The organism is Salinisphaera dokdonensis CL-ES53 (genome assembly GCF_040361215.1).
GTDB lineage: Bacteria > Pseudomonadota > Gammaproteobacteria > Nevskiales > Salinisphaeraceae > Salinisphaera > Salinisphaera dokdonensis.
The window spans coordinates 441,366-462,515 of record NZ_APND01000004.1; the positions used below are offsets into that span (position 1 = coordinate 441,366).

The 21,150-nt window shown below is 56.3% G+C and carries 17 protein-coding genes and 2 pseudogenes; 18 read left to right on the top strand and 1 reads right to left on the bottom strand.

Annotated elements, in window-relative coordinates:
* Nucleotides 1-68 precede the first annotated feature (68 nt).
* Nucleotides 69-449 carry a hypothetical protein gene (locus SADO_RS14450; protein ID WP_353112608.1) on the bottom strand — a complete coding sequence of 127 codons (381 nt, stop codon included), beginning with the start codon at nucleotides 447-449 and terminating at the stop codon, nucleotides 69-71.
* 155 nt (nucleotides 450-604) lie between these two features.
* Here SADO_RS14450 and SADO_RS14455 point away from each other — a divergent pair, with 155 nt between their 5' ends.
* The 18 genes and pseudogenes from SADO_RS14455 to SADO_RS14540 all read left to right on the top strand — a co-directional run bounded on the left by SADO_RS14455 (nucleotide 605) and on the right by SADO_RS14540 (nucleotide 21,107).
* Nucleotides 605-877: a metal-sensing transcriptional repressor gene (locus tag SADO_RS14455; protein ID WP_353112610.1), complete on the top strand. Its 273-nt coding sequence runs from the start codon at nucleotides 605-607 to the stop codon at nucleotides 875-877.
* 14 nt (nucleotides 878-891) lie between these two features.
* A pseudogene (locus SADO_RS14460) lies at nucleotides 892-1,890 on the top strand (cation diffusion facilitator family transporter); the annotation flags it as partial.
* A gap of 1,767 nt (nucleotides 1,891-3,657) precedes the next feature.
* Nucleotides 3,658-4,055: pseudogene (locus SADO_RS14465) on the top strand (heavy metal translocating P-type ATPase); the annotation flags it as partial.
* A 1,160-nt stretch (nucleotides 4,056-5,215) separates the two neighbouring features.
* Nucleotides 5,216-5,668 (top strand): DUF411 domain-containing protein, encoded by a 453-nt coding sequence (locus SADO_RS14470; protein ID WP_353112612.1) that lies wholly within the window; start codon nucleotides 5,216-5,218, stop codon nucleotides 5,666-5,668.
* A gap of 33 nt (nucleotides 5,669-5,701) precedes the next feature.
* Nucleotides 5,702-6,031 carry a hypothetical protein gene (locus tag SADO_RS14475; protein WP_353112614.1) on the top strand — a complete coding sequence of 110 codons (330 nt, stop codon included), beginning with the start codon at nucleotides 5,702-5,704 and terminating at the stop codon, nucleotides 6,029-6,031.
* Between the two features lie 4 nt (nucleotides 6,032-6,035).
* Nucleotides 6,036-6,326, top strand: coding sequence for a hypothetical protein (locus SADO_RS14480; RefSeq protein ID WP_353112616.1), 291 nt, complete (start codon nucleotides 6,036-6,038; stop codon nucleotides 6,324-6,326).
* A gap of 69 nt (nucleotides 6,327-6,395) precedes the next feature.
* Nucleotides 6,396-7,031, top strand: a complete 636-nt coding sequence (locus SADO_RS14485) for a peroxiredoxin (RefSeq protein WP_353112618.1) — start codon at nucleotides 6,396-6,398, stop codon at nucleotides 7,029-7,031.
* Nucleotides 7,032-7,254: 223 nt separating this feature from the next.
* Complete coding sequence (locus SADO_RS14490) at nucleotides 7,255-7,398, top strand: hypothetical protein (protein ID WP_353112620.1); 144 nt, start codon at nucleotides 7,255-7,257, stop codon at nucleotides 7,396-7,398.
* 737 nt (nucleotides 7,399-8,135) lie between these two features.
* On the top strand, nucleotides 8,136-9,521 hold the full coding sequence (locus SADO_RS14495) for a TolC family protein (protein ID WP_353112622.1): 1,386 nt from the start codon (nucleotides 8,136-8,138) through the stop codon (nucleotides 9,519-9,521).
* Between the two features lie 205 nt (nucleotides 9,522-9,726).
* The gene (locus tag SADO_RS14500; protein WP_353112624.1) at nucleotides 9,727-11,142 is read left to right on the top strand and encodes an efflux RND transporter periplasmic adaptor subunit; all 1,416 of its coding nucleotides are present in this window, start codon (nucleotides 9,727-9,729) and stop codon (nucleotides 11,140-11,142) included.
* Nucleotides 11,139-14,270, top strand: coding sequence for an efflux RND transporter permease subunit (locus SADO_RS14505; RefSeq protein ID WP_353112626.1), 3,132 nt, complete (start codon nucleotides 11,139-11,141; stop codon nucleotides 14,268-14,270). The genes SADO_RS14500 and SADO_RS14505 overlap by 4 nt, the downstream gene beginning before the upstream one ends.
* Nucleotides 14,271-14,337: 67 nt before the next feature.
* A complete protein-coding gene (locus SADO_RS14510) occupies nucleotides 14,338-14,583 on the top strand; it encodes a hypothetical protein (protein ID WP_353112628.1) in 246 nt (81 codons plus the stop codon).
* Between the two features lie 1,350 nt (nucleotides 14,584-15,933).
* Nucleotides 15,934-16,212: a hypothetical protein gene (locus SADO_RS14515; protein WP_353112630.1), complete on the top strand. Its 279-nt coding sequence runs from the start codon at nucleotides 15,934-15,936 to the stop codon at nucleotides 16,210-16,212.
* Nucleotides 16,213-16,358: 146 nt separating this feature from the next.
* Complete coding sequence (locus SADO_RS14520; protein ID WP_353112632.1) at nucleotides 16,359-16,994, top strand: class I SAM-dependent methyltransferase; 636 nt, start codon at nucleotides 16,359-16,361, stop codon at nucleotides 16,992-16,994.
* Nucleotides 16,995-17,036: 42 nt separating this feature from the next.
* Complete coding sequence (locus tag SADO_RS14525; RefSeq protein WP_353112634.1) at nucleotides 17,037-17,849, top strand: TVP38/TMEM64 family protein; 813 nt, start codon at nucleotides 17,037-17,039, stop codon at nucleotides 17,847-17,849.
* Nucleotides 17,846-19,033 carry a protein-disulfide reductase DsbD family protein gene (locus tag SADO_RS14530; protein ID WP_353112636.1) on the top strand — a complete coding sequence of 396 codons (1,188 nt, stop codon included), beginning with the start codon at nucleotides 17,846-17,848 and terminating at the stop codon, nucleotides 19,031-19,033. The genes SADO_RS14525 and SADO_RS14530 overlap by 4 nt, the downstream gene beginning before the upstream one ends.
* Nucleotides 19,020-19,646: a protein-disulfide reductase DsbD domain-containing protein gene (locus SADO_RS14535; RefSeq protein ID WP_353112638.1), complete on the top strand. Its 627-nt coding sequence runs from the start codon at nucleotides 19,020-19,022 to the stop codon at nucleotides 19,644-19,646. Before SADO_RS14530 ends, SADO_RS14535 begins: the two co-directional genes overlap by 14 nt.
* 732 nt (nucleotides 19,647-20,378) lie before the next feature.
* Nucleotides 20,379-21,107 (top strand): c-type cytochrome, encoded by a 729-nt coding sequence (locus SADO_RS14540; protein ID WP_353112640.1) that lies wholly within the window; start codon nucleotides 20,379-20,381, stop codon nucleotides 21,105-21,107.
* Nucleotides 21,108-21,150: the final 43 nt, after the last annotated feature.

Consider the following 21,150-nt stretch of genomic DNA (forward strand, 5'->3'; position numbering starts at 1 on the left):
ACGGCGCATACGCGCCGATGTGCCGCTGATAGAAAGCGGCAACGATTGCCTTCGATCAGGCCCTTTGATCAGGCAATAGCAGGCGGGCCACGGGTAGGCGGCCGCTGGTAGTAAGCGGCAGGGTGAGGCGTTTCCTGCCCGTCTGGGAAATCGGGCTTAACCGAGGAGGCGGGGCCATCCAGCAGCACGCAGGCCAGAAAGACCGGAAGAATCCAGCCCATGCTGCTCTGATACTTGGCCGAGGTCGCTTGGGTCAGATGATTGGATGCGTCGTCAGACAACTCGCTGTCTGACGCATGGCTGTCTGCGTGCGACTCGGCCGCCTGCAAATGGCTCTGGATCGAGGCCTCACTCGCGTCGATGCTGATATGGGCATGCAGACCTGCTGCCTGCATCATGAGCATCATGACCGCGGCCAGTTGCAACCAGTATGTCTTTTTGAGCTGCATGGAAAGCCTAGATCAAACCCCGGTCATAGCGTTAATTCTTAGCGGAACATCCTCGTTGCGGCGGCTAAGGTGTCACACGGTTTTTGCAAACCGAACCCTATCAGTAGGGTGGCACATATTGACTGTATCCTATCCAGGGGGATAGGATCAAGGCCATGAGTACTCATACCACACACCCCGAGATCATCCGGCGGCTCAAACGCGCTCACGGTCACCTGCAAAGCGTCATCAAGATGCTGGAAGACGGCCGCGGCTGTCTTGAAACGACCCAGCAACTTCACGCCGTCGAACGGGCCATCACGAATGCGAAAAACACTTTGGTTCATGACCATATCGATCACTGCTTTGATGAACGCTTTTTCGAAAAAGGCGCTGTAGAGGCACGCGTTTTGATGGAAGAGTTCAAAGCGATTACCAAGTACCTATGAAAAAACCAGCGTCGATTATCAAAGCGACTCTGAGCTGGCTGGGTTTCGGCGGTCCGGAGGATCATGCGCATAAGCATCGTGCCCATCATCACAATCACGATAGCGAGCATGGCCACACGCACGGCGTGGTCGACCCGAGCATCGCCACTACAGAGCGCGGCATCTGGGCGATCAAATGGTCGTTCGTAATCCTCGCGATCACTTTCTTAGGTCAGCTCGGGATCGTGTTGATCTCCGGCAGCGTGGCGCTACTTGCCGATACAATCCACAATCTGGGTGATGCCGCCACGGCAATTCCACTCTGGGTCGCGTTTCGTCTCATTCAACGCGGCACCAGTAAGCGGTTCACCTACGGTTATGGACGTGTCGAAGATCTGGCCGGTGTACTGATCGTATTGATTATTCTCTTCAGCGCGCTGGTGGCGGGCTATCAGGCGATCGACCGATTGCTGGATCCACAACCCATCCGGCATCTGCTCTGGGTGGCTGTCGCTGGAGTGATTGGTTTTATCGGTAACGAATTGGTGGCCGTTTTTCGGATCCGAGTCGGCCGCCAGATGAATAGCGCCGCCCTGGTCGCCGATGGCTACCACGCCCGTACCGATGGTCTGACCAGCCTTGCAGTAGTCGGTGGCGCGGCGGGGGTTTGGCTGGGATTTCCGCTTGCTGATCCAATCGTCGGCCTGCTGATTACAGCCGCGATTTTCGCTATTGTCTGGCAATCTGGAAAAGCCATTTTTAGTCGCTTGCTCGATGGCGTAGATCCGCAGGTAATCGACGATATCCGACATGCCGCTGCGCACGTCGATAACATCCGTGATGTGTCTAACGTTCGGGCGCGGTGGCTAGGGCACCAGTTGGTTGCTGAACTCGATATAACATTGGTAGGCAATGCCACGATAGATCAAGCAAATACTGTGGCGAGTGATGTGGAAAATGAACTGGTGAGTCATCTGCCCGCGCTACAGTCGGCGCACATCCGCATCCGACCGCCGTCTACAAACGACGCGGCTTGACTAGCCGAAACACCCGGCGCATATCATTAAGGACCTAGGTAATTGGCAAGCGCCAAAGCGCGTGGGCCGGCCTTTTGTACCGGTGGACAGTACCGCTGACAATAAAAGCCTGCGCCAAGCGATGCGCTCGACCCGATGCAAGGCAGACCAGATCGCCTAGCGCCCACGAGCACCACCCGTTTCGCTCGCGCCGATGCTGCCAGCCGGCGCCAACGGTAAACTCTCAAGAATCGGCCCAACTAAGCAACGACCGAATCCCGCAACACACCGGCCGGCATTCAGCCGAGATGAGGAGTGCTCCATGCACACCGAAAGCATCAGCAACTGGAAACACGATCACAGATTCGCTCAGGATCAATCCACGGCGGCTATATTGGCGCTTTGCTGCTGGCGATCTTACGGCGGTCATGGTTTGAATAGAGTATCGACCGCCCCCTGAGTCAAGTCGCGATTCAATCTACTTCCGACGCCCGCAACTCACGTCGTTACTCAGCACATCACGCTCTTGAATTTTACCTAACCGCAACTACCTTCGATCACATGCGTCTTCTGTTGGCACTAACACTTTTATTGACTACGTTCGCCACGCAGGCCAGCGAACAAACGGCGCCGAGCATTTCGACCCAGTTCGCCGGGGCCCACGCGCAATCCACAATCGGCAGCGAACCGACAAAAGCCGCATATACCATCGACGATGGACATCGCGATGGCTCAGAGGATCAGACGCACCAAGAATGCGCATCTGTCGGCCATTGCGCATCGAGTGCTCTAGGCGCTAGTAGTACTGTATTCATATCAGACTATAATTCTGCGCTAAAGCCTGCTGCGTTTACACAGGCGCAAGTTGGCAGCGGCTTTACGTCCCCACCATACCGTCCTCCCGCCACAGGATCGTAGCCTTTTCGCATTGACACCGGCTTAAACGCGCCTGGAATAAGCAAACGCTAATCAAATTTGCTTTTGTCCGCTGGCCTGAGCCGTGCTCTGAGCTATAAATGCGAATTGTCAGCCTGAGCCAACACGAGCTAGCAAACGCAGATCGCGCTTTGCAGCTTCATCATTGATATGAATTACGGGAGTGAACTCATGCACATCTCAAATGTTAATCCGTCCGCATCACATTGGTTTATCGCGACTTCTCTATTTCTCAGTAGCGTTATATTCATGACCGCCAGCGCTGGGGTAGGACATGGAGCCGAATCAGCCGACAATACGGCATCAAGAGATCCTCAGGCGGTGGTAAATGTCGAAGCCAGTTCCAAGACGGTTACCCCTAGTCGTGGCGACAGCGGTTCGAGAGGCGCCGACGATTACGACGTAATTGACCACTCAGGCGAGCCTGGGCGACCCTCCGAAAGCACACCCACACGTGGTGCGAAAAAGGAGAATCAGGAAGGCCAAGACCATACTGATCCGCAGTCGCATATTCACGCTGGCTCTCACAATAGCGACTAAATTTCGCTCGAAGAGAGCAGCGTAACGTCGCTTAACAAAGGGGACAGCGGTTAGCTGTCCCCTTCCCCTGCCTCGCAGTTTTGCCGCTATTGATGGCCCAGTGAATTCGAACAGATTAAGAATACGGCCCGGAATTCAAATTAACATCGCGATAGCGAACGCACTCTTGAGTGGTTAAGGCTGTCTATGGCCTTCGTAATGTATATAAGGATCTATTCACCCACTTACACATGAGCCCTAAGAAGTGACTCCTATCTCTGGCGTCGGTGAAACTTCGCGGCAAGTTGGAATGGCTGTCGATACGCTGCGCGGTTACGAGAAAATTGGGCTGTCGCCGCGCGTTGCGCGGTCGGTGACGGCATCAACGACGCGCCGGCGCTGATGCCGGCCGATATCCGCATCGCCATGGGGCCGGGTACCAACATCGCCATCGACGCAGCCGATATCATCATCCTCAATGGCCAACTCGGCGCGGTGATCACCGCTTGGGAGGTCAGCCGCTGGGGTATCGCAAGATGTCGCAGAACCTAGGCTTGGCCTTTTGTTTAACGGCATCGGCATCTCTCCGGCCGTTCCCGGTCTGATCTACCCCCGTTTGGACGCTGGTGGCCATGGCCGCCAGCGCGACCGCGATCTTCGTCAACTCACTCTGGCAGCGGCCAAGGATGTTCTTCGATGCGTTGGCGAGTAGCAAAAAGCGCGCTTAATAATGGGCTTATATCACGACATAGCGCTCTACCAAGGCTTCGTTACATGGCCATACTTAACCGGCACTTGGCGCCCTATCACCGGCGTGTCTTGCGCGCAGGCGACATACTGGAGATCGGCATCGGTTCCGGCTTCAAACTGCCATTTTATGGACCCGAATGTCCGGGGCCTCCACGACTTGGGCCCGTCTCCACAACTGGTTCGCATCACGCGGCGTGCGCCAGACCGCTCCGCCCGTTTGATTGCGCTGATCGAGGGTTCAGCGAAAGCCAGCCCGGTTGATGACAAAGGCATCGATCCGATCGCGACGACTCGGGCTCTGTGCAGCACCCTTCATACAAGCCGGGTGCTCGCAGAATGCGCGGCGGGATTAATGCCAGCGGCCAATTGTTATTCGCCAAACATGGCCGGCGCCGGATGGCCCACGGCCTAACGCCTTTCTCGCCGAAGGTGTGCAGTGGTTCCAACTTGGAAGGAATTGGTCGCAAAAGGTCGCATTGACTGAATACACATCGAAACCGGCTACATAAAACGCCTCGTGGCTTATATGTGCGAAGGCCGGGCCGTCCGGAAACAAACGCTGCATTATCCACCCGGCTGCCCGAAAAAATACCGACCCCGTACCACACTCCGGGTATTGTTTACAGCATATTCGTGGCATATATTGAAAGCATGAAGTCTACCGTGCTCCACGCGCTGATCTTGATGCTGGTATTCACCAGCGTGCTGGCCAGTCCAGCGGTCATGGCGTGGACCATGCCGGCCGAGAACGCGTCAAGCGATTGCTCGTTATGTCAGGCCGACACCACGAAGCCGCAGCACTCAACCGCGGCGACTTCGACTTGCGCAGTGGCCATCTGCGGCATGATGGCTGATGTTGCGCATAACACTGCCGGGGTTACGCCCCTGCCACCTGCGGTGCCCACGTTTCATATCGAAACGCATTTGGGCCGCCAACTCGAAGGGCCCGACCCTTTTCCCCCGCGAGCTATCCACGCTTGATCTGACTGACGCCTGAGCGCGTCACAAACTCCGGCTGAGCTTACACAGACCGCGCCTCTGCGGTCAGTGCTGGTCTGTCATGCGACATCAACCATTACGTCGCATGTGCACGCCTAACGGCTTTCCGGAACTCCCTAGATCACGTGGAGTTCTTCCGATGACCCAACTACGTAATGCGACCGTGGCGCGCCTAACGCTCATGCTCGTTCTGTTTATCTCGACCGGCGCGGCCATCGCGGCACCGGTACAGGCTCGCCTTTACCACAACCCGGGCTGCATGTGCTGTGAGCAGTACGCCGACTACCTCAACGCCAAGGGGTATGAGGTGGACGTGCTCGACACGGACGATATGGCGGCTCTCAACGAAAAGCACGGCGTCGAACCGGCGTTGTCGTCTTGTCACACCACTCTCATCGGCGACTACGTCGTCGTCGGGCATGTACCTGAGCCGGTCGTTGCCAAGCTGCTGCGCGAGGAACCCGATATCCGAGGTATCGCTCTACCCGGCATGCCGAGCGGCTCGCCGGGCATGCCCGGCAAAAAGAGCGAACCCCTTTTATTTGGTTTCGTTATCAAAACGCTAGGTGGTGACGTTTACACCACTCATTGAGTCCGTGTTAAGTCAATTACCGAGGTAAAAACGATGAAAAGCTGTAATTCCGAAGAATCGACGTCGTCGCCCGACCCCGTTCCTCCAGCCCGGCGCTGGCTCGAACCCCGCAGCGTATTAGTCGGCGGCGTGGCCGCCGCGGCGGTCGGGCTTGTATTCAACTGGGACTGGGTCGTGGCCATCGGAGCCGTCCCGCTGCTGTTCACCCTGCCCTGCATGATCATGATGGGTTGGATGATGTGGAGTATGCGGCCGACCGCTACCGATGACGCGACGTCCCGGCAGGAACCAGATACTCAAACCCGTTATACAAAGCAGATCGCGCCGTCGAGCGCACCTTCCGACCAATCCAAAGAGGACTAGAACCATGCGTACAACAGTCAAAACAATCATCGCCGCTGCCCTGATCGCGGGCGTGCCCGCCGTATTCGCCGCAACGCAAGGCGAAGACGCGAAGCCGGCATCCGAGGGCAACATGGGCCACATGATGCAAGGCCAGGAGGGCAAGGGCCACGGCATGGGCATGATGGGCGATGGCAACATGCCCATGATGAAAATGATGGGTCAGATGAACGACATGATGGAAACCTGCAACAAGATGATGCAGAGCAAGATGGAGAATATGAACGGCCCGGACGGTTCGACCGACAAGGGTTAGACACAACCGCGCCGGCGGCCACCGGAATTGAGGCCGCCGGCCTCTTCTTCATCGAACAGGAGTATAGAAATGAGCCTACGTCTAGGCGATACCGCACCAAATTTCACGGCCGATACCACCGAGGGCCGCATCGATTTCCACGAGTGGCTCGGCGACGGCTGGGGCATGTTGATGTCGCATCCGGCCGATTTCACACCGGTCTGCACCACAGAGTTGGGCGCGGTCGGCGGACTCAAGGAAAAGTTCGCCCAACGCGATGTGAAAGCCATCGTGGTCTCGGTGGATTCGGTGGATGATCACAAACGCTGGTCGGCCGATATCGAGGAAACCCAAGGCCAGGCCGTGAATTTTCCGATCATCGGCGATACCGACCGCAAGGTCGCCGAGCTGTACGACATGATCCACCCGAACGCAGGCGATACGTCGACGGTTCGTTCGGTGTTCATTATCGATCAGAACAAGAAGATCCGCATGACGCTCACCTATCCGAAGAGCGCCGGGCGCAATTTCGACGAGATCCTGCGGGTGGTCGATTCGCTGCAGCTGACGGACAACTACAAGGTCACCACCCCGGCCAACTGGCAGGACGGCGACGACGTGATCGTGTCGCCGGCGCTGTCCAATGACGATGCCGAGAAGCTTTTCCCGGCCGGCTGGAACGAGCTCAAGCCCTACCTGCGCATGACCAAGCAACCAAACAAATAACGGCTGAGAGTGTGCTGCCCCGGATACAGGCACATAGCTGTATCCGGGGATTTAGGTACGAGTCTTTGGCGCGTCCTACGAGCTCGTGATAGCCCCCACCACACATAACGTCGGCCATGTATTCGCAAAATTGCTTTGCGCACGCGCGGATCAACGCCACGTATTCAGGTTTGGCCCTCGGCCAGAAGGCCGAGCGCCAGTGTGCGATGCAGCGCGCCTCCTCATGGTTTTTGATGGCATCAACGATGCGCGAACGCTAACGCAGGCCAATATCCGTATCGGGATGCACTCCTATAACGGTATCCCCATCGTGAACCGCCAGTTCGGCGCCGTAATCACCGCTTCCGAGGTCAGCCGCCGAACCTAACGCAAAATATTGCAGAACCCGGCCTAGCTCTATTTAGCGACATTGGCATTCCACGGGCCGTCAACGGCTTTGAGAATCCAGTATGAGCTATGTGATGACCGCACGCCTGATATTTTCTGAACCCGCCCCAGCCGCGGGCATTTGTTTTTTTATGCTGTAGCAAGTGTGGGTTTCACCCAGGGGTCAAAAGGTTTCTATGATGCCGGCCCATCACACCAATAAGCCAAAGGGCTGGTTTAAAACCAAAATCGGGAGCCAATCGATTGACTCCGTACTATGGTTCGGCCCTAAACTTAATCCAGATTTAGCCACCATCAATGTCGACTTTGAAATCGTTCCTTGTCTATCTTTTGCTTTCAGTACTGTTGGCGGCGTCTGCACCGTTGGCAGCGAGCAGCGTTGATGCGAGCGATTCTCAAGTCCGCACCCGCACGGTCTTTCCGCCTACTTCCATCGTCTCTCAGAACAACGCAGACGAAAACGCGGCATTGGACTGTTTAGACGCCCTTGCTTGCCAAGCGCCCTGCGCCTCGGGATGCATAGGAGTGGCAAACCACACGCAACCGGTGCTCCCGGCGACTCCTCGGGAGCATTCCCGAACCGTCGCATGCGCGACCTCCCCTAGCGCTGCTTATCGGGCCACATTGCTCCGACCGCCGAGACTACTTCAAAGCTAAGTCAAGACCGTGGGATGCGCACTCAAATGCGTCCTGCTTCCTTAGTTTTGGAGATCAATCATGGCCATCAGCCCTTTGGCGGAGGCGCTGCCTCTGTCTAAACCCGTGCCCACGCGCCTGGGTCTAGCGGTGTCTTTTTTCACATTCCTGTTACTGGCGATATCGTCTGTCATCGGCTCGGCATCAGCCTTCGCCCAAGATCGACAACCATCAACGAAACATTTCGACGTTGAAGAACTAGTTGACACGGTGTTGCGACAGAACGCCGGAATACAAGCCTTGCAGGCCTCGGTTTTTGCCGCCGAGGCACGGGTAACACCCGCCGGGTCACTGTCTGATCCGCGACTGTCCGCTGCGGTCGCGCCAGAAACCCTCGACGGCCTCGACACCCCGGCGGGCCGTACGCGCGGCCCGAATGTCAGGGTCGAGATATCCCAGGAGATACCCTGGCCTGGAACTCTAGGCTTGCGAGCCGACGCGGCTCGCAAAGACGCGCAAGCCGCGAGCCAAGATGTCGCGTCCCTGCGCCTACGTTTGGCAGCCGCAACTCGCACTCTTTACGCCGACTGGCGCTACGTACACCGTGCGCTTGAAATAAACAACGCAAACCAAAAGCTGCTAGAGGATCTGTACGACGTGGCTGAGAGCCGCTATGCAGCTGGACTAGGTCGACAACACGATCTCCTTCAGGCAGCCGTACAGCGCCAACGCCTAAAACACCAAGCCATCAAGCTTCAGCGTCTGCAAAGTGATGTCCGGGCAAAAATCAATCGGCTGATGACGCGTTCGCCGAACGCTGCGCTTGCCCCGCCTCCCGCCCTCCCTGCGTTGGGCAAGACGCGCACATACGATGTGCTACGCAAAGAAGCGATGTCATCGCATCCCGTGCTGGTAAGGATCGAAAAAGAAATCGCCGCGCACAAAGACCGCGAAGCGCTCGCGCGCAAGGCGTTCTACCCGGACTTCAAAGTGTTCGGGGGCTACAACAGTTTGTGGGATGCGGCAGAAAAACGCTGGGTGGTCGGGGTGGGGCTAAGTTTGCCTTTGGACCGCGGCAAGTACCGGGCTCAGCTCAATGAAGCGCGGGCTCAGCTCATGCAAAGGGAATTCGAGCTCAAAGACCAACGCTCGGAACTGCTTAGCGCACTGAAGCGAGCCTACGCTGCAGCTGAAGAGGCTGAACACACGATCAATCTCTACGAGGGAAAGCTTGCCCCGCTTGCCCGGGCCAACCTTAGCGCCGCGCGCGCTGCTTATGGTGCCGGCGACGGCTCTTTTCTCGACGTAGTAACTGCGGAAGAAAAACAGTTAGAGGTCGATCTGAATCTTGAAAGAGCAAGAACCGACTATTTTTCGGCACGTGCACAAATCGCACGCTGGTCGGGCACCCATATGAATGCAACGCACTCGGATACTCGCTTCAACCTCGACATGTTCTTTCAATGAGACATGTAACGCCGAAGGAGCGAATTAACTACGCATTAACCTCGATCAGACGGCGCATGCTGGTTCGCCTGATGTGCCAACACGAGACCTCGGCGACCACAGCGCACAAACCGCAGCAAACGAAAGTCCCCTTTACCGACATCACCCGGCCGAACCCGGAGCAAGACTTCGGTTACGGGGCAACACAAAAAAGAGCACATGGCTCATGAAAAATTTCAGATGGTTTACCGCGACACTCGTGTTGTTCGCACTTGCAATATTTCTCGGCTACGAAATCGGCTCACGCGATGTGACATTAGCAGGCTCAAGTTCGAAAGCCGCGACCGATTCATCCACGAGCGAGCGCAAAGTGCTGTATTGGAAAGCACCAATGGACGCTAATTTTCGCCGCGACCAACCGGGCAAGTCACCCATGGGTATGGATCTGGTGCCGGTTTACGCAAGTGAAGATGAAAACGGGGAATCGAGCGACGTCAAGATAAGTCCTGCGGTCGTGAACAATCTGGGTGTTCGCACGGAAGAAGTACAACAAGGTGCACTTTCTAATCGCCTCGAAACTGTGGGCTATGTCACCTACGACGAGGACACTATTACCAGCATCAATACGCGCGCCGACGGCTGGGTCGAGAAACTGGCTGTCAAGACCGTCGGCAGCGCGGTTGACTCCGGCCAGATGCTGTACGAATTATTCTCCCCCAAGCTCGAGACTGCGCAGCGCGAATACCAAACGGCCCTAAAGAGCGGCAGCCAGTCGCTAATCGCCGCGTCACGCCAGCGGATGCGGTCGCTAGGTTTTACTGCGAATCAGATAGCGAACGCTAAGCGTGGGCAGGATATCAGCGACCGTGTGTCTCGACGCGCTCCAACGTCCGGGGTCGTTGTTGAGCTGAATATTCGTGAAGGCGCGTACGTACAGCCAGCCACTCAGGTCATGAAACTGGCCGATCTCAGCAAAGTCTGGGTACAGGTCGAAATAGATGAGGGAAGTGCGGCACTGATAGAAAAAGGACAACCGGTGATCGCCCGATTTGAGGCGTTCCCCGGCCAGCAGTGGAAGGGCACAGTCGACTATATATACCCAGCCGTTGACGAAAAAACACGCACCGTGAAGGTGCGGGTGCGGTTTGATAACCCAGATCGCAAGCTACAGCCGAACATGTACGCGCACGTGACAATCAGGACAGCATCGCGGAACGATGCCGTAATCGTCCCGCAGATGGCATTGATTCGTACTGGTCAAAGTCAGCGGGTGATTGTCGCGCTCGGCGATGGCCGCTTCGATGTATGCCCGGTGGAGGTCGGAGCGAGCTCCGGCAACTGGGTCGAAATTCTCGCTGGCCTGCACGCCGGCCAGCGCGTCGTCACGTCGGCGCAGTTCATGCTCGACTCGGAAGCTAATGTCGATGCAGCCGCATTGAGGCTTGGCAACGACAAGCCGGGCTGCACGGCCGAGCAGACGTCAACAGAATCAGACATGGCATCCATGTCGATGCCGAATTCTGATACCTCGAAATCTGAAACTGCCGCAAAAACACCCTCCACAACATCAAGCCATGGCATGTCCAATATGAATATGGGCACCGCCGCGCAGATCGAGCCCAACAAGGCGGAACAGCCATGATCGCGGCCATTATCCGTTGGTCGCTGACCAACCGCGCCTTCGTCATTCTGGCGCTGGTGTTCGTCATTGTCGCCGGACTGTATACCCTTCAGCGAACGCCGGTAGACGCGATCCCCGATTTATCGGATGTACAAGTTATCGTCAAGACCTCGTACCCTGGCCAGGCGCCACAGGTGGTGCAAGATCAGGTCACCTACCCGCTCGAGACCGCGATGCTGGCCGTGCCGGGGGCAACTGCAGTTCGTGGCTACTCTTTTTTTGGGGATTCCTTCGTCTATATTATTTTCGAGGAAGGCACCGATCTTTACTGGGCGCGGTCCCGAGTGCTCGAATATCTGAACCAGGTGGCTCCCAACCTTCCCGCAGAGGCCAATCCGAGCCTCGGGCCTGACGCCACCGGGGTCGGGTGGGTCTACGAGTACGCTCTGGTGGACAAGACCGGTCAACACGACCTTTCCGAGTTAACCAGTATTCAGGACTGGTTTCTCAAGTATCAGTTGCAGACTGTTTCCGGGGTCGCTGAGGTCGCTACAGCCGGTGGCATGGTGCGTCAGTACCAGGTCGTGGTGAATCCCGACAAGCTACGCGCCTACGGCATTACGCTAGAGCGCGTTAAAACAGCGATCCAGAACGCGAATCAGGAAACCGGCGGCGCTGTAGTCGAACTGGCAGAAGCCGAATACATGGTTCGCGCTAGCGGCTATCTCCAGAGCATCAAAGATCTGCTGCAAGTGCCCTTGATGACGGATGCCAAAGGTACGCCAATACAGATCAAGGATGTCGCGGAGGTACGCCATGGCCCTGAGATCCGACGTGGAATCTCAGAACTCAATGGCCAGGGGGAAGTCGTCGGCGGTGTCATCGTCATGCGCTCTGGCGAAAACGCGCAAGAAGTTATCGATAACGTAAAGGCCAAGTTGACTTCGTTGAAGAGCGGCTTGCCGCCCGGCGTCGAGATCGTGCCCACTTACGATCGTTCGGAGCTGATTAACAAGGCCGTCGAGAATCTACGCGGCAAGCTGATTGAAGAATTCCTGGTGGTTGCACTGATTTGCGGCTTGTTCCTGTTTCATCTGCGTTCGGCCTTGGTCGCTATTGTCAGTTTGCCGGTTGGCATTCTGATGGCGTTCATCGTCATGTACATGCAGGGGCTCAATGCGAACATCATGTCATTGGGCGGCATCGCGATCGCAATCGGCGCGATGGTCGACGGCGCCATTGTCATGATCGAAAACCTACACAAACACATGGAGCGCGAGACCGTCACCGAAAAAAATCGATGGCGGATCGTTGCCAACGCCACCATCGAAGTTGGCCCGCCCTTGTTCTTTGCTCTGGTTATTATTGCGGTCTCATTCCTGCCGGTCTTTACGCTGACAGGCCAGGCAGGCCGAATGTTCACCCCCCTAGCCTATACCAAGACCTACGCTATGGCGGCAGCTGCGATTCTGGCTATTACGCTGGTGCCGGTACTGATGGGCTATTTCATTCGTGGCCGTATCATTCCTGAACACCGTAATCCGGTGAACCGGCTCCTGACCGCTATTTACCGGCCGGCCATCAACACAGTGATGCGTTATCCCTGGCCCGCCCTGATCGCGGGAGTGGTTGTCATGGCGGCCAGCATCTGGCCCGCTAATCAGCTGGGTTCTGAATTCATGCCTCCACTGGACGAAGGCGATCTCATGTACATGCCTTCGGCACGACCAGGCATCTCGGTCGATAAAGCACGTCAGACACTTCAACAGACTAACAAGCTGATCATGAGCGTGCCCGAGGTCGAATCTGTGTTCGGCAAGATGGGCCGCGCTCAAACCGCCACTGATCCGGCCCCACTGGCGATGGTCGAATCCATCATCCAGTTTAAACCTGAGTCGGAATGGCGACCGGGGATAACCAAGGCTGACATACGCAAGGAGCTTGAAGAACGCGTACATCTGCCGGGATTGACCAATGCCTGGGTGATGCCTATCAAGACACGCATTGATATGTTGTCCACCGGAATCAAAACACCGATCGGCATAAAGGTCGGTGGCCCGAATCTAGCTGAAATTGAGAAAATCGGAAAACAACTGGAAGAAGTTCTTCCAGAGGTTCGAGGAACAACTTCTGTTTACGCTGAACGCGTGGCCGGCGGCCGCTACATAAAAGCGGATATCGACCGCGATCGCGCCGCAAGGCTCGGTCTCAACATAAAAGACGTACAGGACGTAATACGCACGGCCATTGGAGGCATGAACATCACCGAGACCGTCGAGGGGCTCGAGCGATACCCGGTTAACCTGCGCTACCCGCGTGATTGGCGCAACTCCGTCGATACTTTGCGGCAATTGCCGATCGTCACAGCGCGTGGCGGCCATGTAAGACTTGCCGACGTGGCAAAGGTGTATATCGAAGACGGGCCACCGATGATCAAAAGCGAAGCGGCCCAACTCACGGGCTGGACGTATGTTGATATCGCGGATCGCGACGTAGGTTCTTATGTGGTTGAGGCGAAAAAAGTCGTAGCAGACAAGGTGCAACTACCTCCAGGCTACTCACTGACTTGGTCCGGCCAATACGAATATATGCAGAAGGCACGGGAGAGCCTAGCATTGGTAGTCCCAGTCACCATTGCGCTGATCGCTCTATTGCTCTACATGGCGTTCCGTAGCTTGGCGCAGACGCTGATTATTCTAATCACTTTGCCGATGGCGCTTGCAGGCGGGATATGGCTGCTCTTTCTACTGGGGTACAACATGTCGGTTGCGGTCGCCGTTGGGTTCATTGCTTTGGCAGGCGTGACTACGGAAATCGGCGTCGTACTGCTGATTTACCTGAATCTGTCTGTCGGAATGTATCTCGAAGGCCGCAAGGCCGAATCACTGCCGATCTCGTACGAAGGCGTACGAGATGCGGTACGCGACGGCGCACTGCAGCGTTTGCGTCCCATCTCTATGACTGTTGCGGCTATCGTAGCCGGCTTGCTCCCCGTGATGTTCGGCCATGGCACCGGCTCGGAAATCATGAGACGGGTTGCGGCGCCCATGGTGGGCGGGATGCTCAGTGCTCTAGTACTTACTATGCTGGTTATGCCAGCACTGTATCTACTGTGGGAATGGAAGCGAATTTCGCGAGAGCATATTTAAGCATTGGCTGACGGGTATACGTATCAGAATATTTATTCCTGCCTCCACCACTGGGGCCAAGGAGGTTATGAACTTACTCAACACGATTTTGCTTACCACGTTCAGTGCCTTTGCTGACATCGGCCATGCAATTGGCAGCGCTGGCGCCGGTCAGATGAACAATCCGGATATGATGAACGGCTCGATAATGCAAGGCGTCATGGCGGGTTCACCGATGATAATCGTCTGCGTGTTGTTTGGACTCCTCGTCCTTATTGTGTTTGTGCTCGTCGTTTTAACGCTGGTCAAGTATTTGAAAAGCCCACGCGGATAGTTCAAACATGGAGTTTGGCACTTGCTCCCAAGTGTGGGGCAATAATATAGCTAGAAGAACCTCGTGAAACAGATTGCTCAACCGGATGTAACCCTACCGGGCTGCATTGGGGAAGTTGCAGGCGTTTCGGTGCAGTCACCGACGTTTTCGGCGCGCTCCATGATCGCGCCAAATTCCACGGCGACGAAGCTTCCAACGACACGTCCCAAAAGGCGCTATACGCGGCCCCTTCAACGTCGAGCTGCTACGGTCGCAGCGTGGCGATAGCGTCTGGCGCTCGGAGTAAGAGACGAGGTTACAAGGGGTTTTAGCTGAAGACAGCCATGTAAAAAAGCATCCCGAGCGAGAAGTGCCCAGCGCCTGGTTTTTTATCTATATTGAAAAAGCCTTACATCTTATCGCAACCACATCGAGCACAAGGATGATGAGAGGTGGCGTCACTTTCACATATACCGAAAAATCGCTCGGGGTTATTCTCAAACGATATAAGAACCGTAGCCGGCTTTAGTCTTGTAACAAGTAGAGCTGGACTTTATATTTAATTTATGGAGAGTCTGCTCGCAAAATTTCTTGTGATACTCGTATTGCTCGGCAGCGCATTGGCGAGCCCGGCAATGATGACTCACTCTACCCAGCCGGCAGTGCAGCCCTATCAAACTGATACGTGCACACTTTTCTATAATGAGTCTCCAAATGGACTCGAGCAGGCCTCGGCGGCCACAAGTTGTTCCGCCTCAGCATGTGCAATGTTTGTCAGCATAGCCAATTTAGGCCTGCAACCCACCAAGCCTCTTCCTGCGCTGTTAGTTTCTGCGTTGCGAAACCATAGCGGCCGCCTGCTTGAAGGGCCCGACCCTTTCCCTCCGCGTTACTCAAATATTTGATCCTGATGGACATCTGAAATGCTAGGGATTCGGTTGACTCGTAATCAAGACCGATTTCCTGTCAACTTCGCCAGATCCTTCAAGGCTGTTCGTCACGGATCTGCAATATATGTTCATCACGAATACGTGCGCATGGGGCAATCCGACTAGATAACATCTAGAGCTGCGTGGAATTCTATTCCGATGTCGAGATACGCGGGCAAAAGATTATCTGGGTCCAAGATCCTCAGGCGTTGGGGTGATCGTATTAGCAGTCAGCTGAAACTCATTCCTGAAAGTCGGTACTACATAATCGGGTTTTTCACTCTTACGGGTATTTAAATGCCGGATAGATGACGTCGCGTATGCGCCCATCTCAGCGTGAAAACACGATTAGTCTTTGGTTATTGAAGACCGAATGACACTGAAGATCGATCCCCTAATTCCACATTGATTATTAGTTTCAAAAGATTAAAGGAACATACCCATGAAAACAGTTATTTACTCGGTTATCACTAGCGTACTAATAAGTTCTAGTTTCGCATCGACAGCCTACGCCCAACAGAAATTCGCCGAATCCCAAATAATAAAAGAACAGGAAGTCCAATCTAGTACGGCCCGATCAGATGAAATGAAGATAATGCGCACTTCACATATGCAAGATATGGTGCTTCACATGGAGGAGATGCTGGCGAGTTGTGAAGCGCTAATAAAACGACAGTCAACAAACAACCCTGGTGTTTCCGAACGCTCCGGCGGGGCTTGACAGGCGATAGCTATATAAAGAGCAGCCCCGACTATAGGGGCTGCCCTCTCAACGGGCGTTAGGCGCGAACATGCCCCGCCATCCGTGATTGGCGTAGCCCCCACGATAATAAAGCCGGCCGTTTAATCGCAGGGTTGTTCTCCGATATGCAAACCGAAGCTCCGAACAAGAACGTGGCCGAGGAATACGCTCGGATTGCCGGTCACTACGACCAGAGGTGGTCGTACTATATTGATGCGACAACGCGCGAAACGATCGCACGTTTACCGCTGGGCAAGGATGATCGGCTGCTCGATATAGGGTGCGGGACGGGCACCCTGCTTTCTCGTCTCGCGGTCGCTCATCCGACGACTCGGCTGGTTGGGGTGGATCCTGTGCCCGCCATGCTTGAGATCGCACGCCAAAAACTCTCGCCCACCGTTGAAACGCATGAAGCGTGGGCGGAGCAGCTCCCGTTTGCCGACGCAGAGTTCGATCTCGTGGTTTCCTGCAGCATGTTTCACTACGTCGCGCGGCCGCTAGACGCACTGATTGAAATGCGACGGGTGTTGCGCCCTGGCGGCCAACTCGTGCTCACGGATTGGTGCGGCAATTATCTGATGTGCCGGCTGTTCGAGCGTTATCAACAGATGTGTGCCCATGCACACACGCAAATCTATCGAACAGGCGACTGTGTTCGAATGCTGGAAGAAAGCGGCTACACCGCCGTTCAGATCGAGACCTACAAAATCACCTGGCTCTGGGGGCTTATGACCGTGCGTGGTACCCATGCCCAAGCTTGAATTTTTACTAAAGCAACAAACCCAGCTTAGAACTTTATGACAATGAGCGCCGATCTGCTGCTTCTCTGCCTGGCATTAGCCGCGCTGGGCATCGTCTTGTTGGTCTTGGCCCTGCGCGCATTGCTACGCACCGCGCGTAGTCGTTGGTTGATAGCTGCTGCTGTGCTAACCGCGGCATTGCTTTGGATCGATATCGTTATCCTCTGGTGCTTGGTTGAATACACCCTGTTTGCTGTCGATTTTAGTAGCGATGGTTTGCACGCGCTCCTTGAGCGCGCTGGTCCCTGGGCGCCTGCGGCTTCCATCGGCCTGATGACGGCTCACTCTTTCGTGCCGTTTCCGGCCGAGGTGATCGCAATCGCCAATGGCGTTGCCTTTGGCACCTGGCTGGGTGTAATGCTTACCTGGGCTGGCGCTATGATCGGCGCATTACTGAGTTATGAAATCGCACGGGCCCTGGGCCCGGCCGCTCGGTCACGCTTGATTCCGCAGCGTTACCAGGCGCGGTTGGATGCATTCGTGAGTGATAGTGGTATTTCGACACTGCTGACCGCGCGCCTGATACCGATCATGTCCTTCAATCTGGTCAATTACGCCGCGGGACTCGCCGGTGTGCCACGGTGGACCTTCGTTTGGACAACTGGCGTGGGCATTTTGCCGCTCACCGTACTGAGCGTACTGCTCGGCAGTCAGGCGCTGCACTTTCCGGCCTATATCTGGATTCTCGCAGGCATTGCCGCGCTGATCTTGTTTGGCACGGCGCGACTCACTCGATCGCGCGTCGCATATGAGAACGACGGCCGTCGCGCCGAATCCGAGACCCGGAATCGCCGCCGAGAAAAGACCACACGATGACGATCTGGACGAATCTCCTATTGGCGATGTTTGCCGGCGTGCTGCTAAACCTCACGCCGTGCGTTCTTCCCGCTTTGCCCATCAAGTTGCGCACGATCGCACGTGTGGTGGGCAACGGTTCGCGACAACGCTTTTTGGCAGCGATCGCGCTGCTGGCTGGCACGCTCACCTTCTTCGGTGCGCTCGCTTTGGCGACCGCCATGCTGAACTGGACCTGGGGCACCCTGTTCCAGGCATTCTGGTTTCGAGCGGCACTGGCTTTTCTGCTTGCCGGCCTCGGCGTTTACAGTCTCGCGGGACGCGGCGTGCAACCGCCCCAATGGGTCTATCGCGTCCAGGGCAACGGCTATGCTGAACCCTACTTTGCGGGTTTTCTGGCGGCCGTCTTATCCGCGCCCTGCACCGGACCTTTCCTGGGCGGCGTTATGGCATTTGCTCTCACGCAGACGCCAAGCACGATCTTTGCCCTGTTCATGGCGGTGGGCGTTGGGCTGGCCTTGCCCTACCTCATCCTCCTCGCGCAGCCCGGGCTATTGACACGTATACCGCGCAGCGGCGTGTGGCTGTCGCGAGTCCAGCAGGTCATGGGCTTGATCCTCCTTGCCGGCGCGACATTCTTTGCAACAACCGTTCTCGTCGAGCGCGTCGGCACCCTGCTGTGGACCGCTTGGCTCGGGACTCTGGCTTTCTGGTTGATCCGTGCATTGGTGGTCGGCCCCGGACTCGGCGCACGTTTGGTACCGGCGCTCGTTTTGGTGATTGGCCTGAGCGGCGCCGTCGCACTTGGCTTTCATGGGAACTCGCACGGCCAGAACACGCTACCTTGGCAACCGTTGACCGAACGCGCACTGACTGACGCCCGCGCCGTAGGCGCGCCGGTGCTTGTCGAGTTCACGGCGGATTGGTGTATCAACTGCAAGGTTCTGGAACAGACCGTATATGCGGACGCCACGATTGCGCAAGCCGTCGATGCAGCCCAGATGCGCGTTCTACGCGCCGATCTCACCCGGCCGGACGCGACGCTTGACGCCTACCTACGATCCTTCGGTGGCGCCGGCCTGCCCTTCGCCGTGGTCTTGAAGCCGGACGGGACCGTGCACCGACGCCTACCCGATCTATTTACGGTGGGCACTTTGAAAACAGCCATCGAAACCAGTGGAGAGCAGACGCGTGTCGACCCGTAAGAGTTTTGTCCTCACTTGGCTGTTGCCAGCAACCATCGCGGTCACGGTCAGCGGCCTTTTTCTTTTCTCGCAATGGACCGCGCCTAGTACGAAATCCGAAGTGCAATCGACGACCGATCAGTCGACCGTTAATAACCGGGATGGCAAGCGGAAGGTTGTTGACCTCTATACCGCGTCAGAGTCACCAACAGCCTCGAAGTCCGCCCCGCCGCAAACACAACGTTTTAGCGCGGCCCACGTGGATCTCGATGCAACGCGCGCCGGCAATACGATCCAAATAGAACTGGACATCGCTTCGGAGTGGCATATCAACGCCAACCCCGCCTCCTTCGATTTTCTTATTCCGACCGACATCAAAATATTTGCGAACGGCGAGCTGTTATCGACCGAGGTTGCGTACCCAGCGGGTGAGGAACTCAGCGTCGGCCTTGAAGACCCGATCCGGGTGTATTCGGGCAAGGTTAAGTTGATAGCGGCCCTGGATGAAGTTGTCGACAACGACGTACCCACCGTCGAGGCCGTGGTACAAGCCTGTAATGACTCGGGGCTTTGCCTTCCGCCCTCAACGCTTTCTGCGTCGATTCCGAGCACCGTGAACCCATCGCTACCTTAAGCTGCATATGAGCTTCAAAAAACCTCCAAGGCCTCCGGTCGATAATGCAAGCAAAGCCGAGAACATGTCCGACCTTGCATGCGTGCGCTTCGCGCCTTAGAACCACCCAACCTCGATGATTTAAAACTTTCTTGCTCGAGCAAAAACTTAGGCGACGGCCATTGCTAGCCTCGTCTATTTTGATATAGTCAACATGATGCGTGCCTTCTTGGTTCTAATTTTGCTGTTGCAAGCTTTGGTCGCCCAGGCGGGCGTTCCGGGGATATCTTGCCTGCACGATTCCGAGCACGCTAACGCGGAAACATCCGCTGTTACGAACCCGGGTGCCACGGCCAGCGGTCATTCACACGCGACCAAGCACGGCGAGGGTAGTGGCGACTCCCCATCGCATGATCGATGCTGTTGCTCGGTCATGGGCCATTGCTCCTCTAGTGCGGTCGACACCAGCTTCCCAACCGATGCGCTGTTTCCCCCTGCGGCGCACTTGGTAAGCCGTGCGCTTGTCGCGGTCGCCCCCGGGTTCGACCACCCCCCCTATCGGCCGCCGTCTATCCGCGTCTAATTGAAGCTTCTGGTGCATTTCACATGCGCCAAACATCAATCAGGACGGTGGTTGCGGCTTCTGCGAAGTGGTCTACCGGGATTTGTCGAGTGGCACCAAAACTTGGTGTTGATCTTGGCTAATATTCCCTAGATCGCTCCACCGCGTCACCGTTCCGACGGAGACGCAGCGTGCGAACTTTGAAAATTATTGTTGCGACGTTAGTCGTGAGCCTGCTAATCGCAGGCGGCGTGGCAGCGGGCGCAATTTATTCCGGCATCTACAACGTCGCGGCCACCAGCGAACATTGGCGCATCACGCGCTGGGCATTGGAAGAAACTGTTCATAAATCGATCGAACAGCAGGCCTCCGGTATCGACGCCCCCGAGCTGGGCTCTCAAGACCAGTTACTGGCAGGCGCTGCCAACTTCGACGCCATGTGTAGCGCGTGTCATGCCCCACCTGGTAGGCAACAATCGGTTGCCGCGCGCGGCATGTATCCCAAACCACCCGAACTTACGCACGCCGCTGAGGAAAAAAGTGCAGGCGAAATTTTCTGGGTGATCAAGCACGGCATCAAGGCGTCCGGCATGCCCGAATGGGGCTCGTCACACAGCGACGCAGACATGTGGGCTATGACCGCGTTCGTCGAGAAATTGCCGGGAATGTCAGCGGCCGACTATGACCAAATGCTGGCACGGGCCGAAGCGAGCGGCGTCGGACACCACGCCAGTGGCGGCGCACCCGATCATGGTGGTGGAAACGCAACTCGCGAAGTGGATGCGACGACCGGCTCCAGTAAAGGCCATAACGACGCGCACAGCGCCGGCTCGAACGAGGAGCATTACGATGAGGGCACCAAGGGGCCAGAGAGCGGCGGCGACTCAACCGCGGGTCACGACGATGGGCACGCGCATTAGGCGTGCAATCGTCGAAACACGGCTCGCATGTCATCCGAACCAA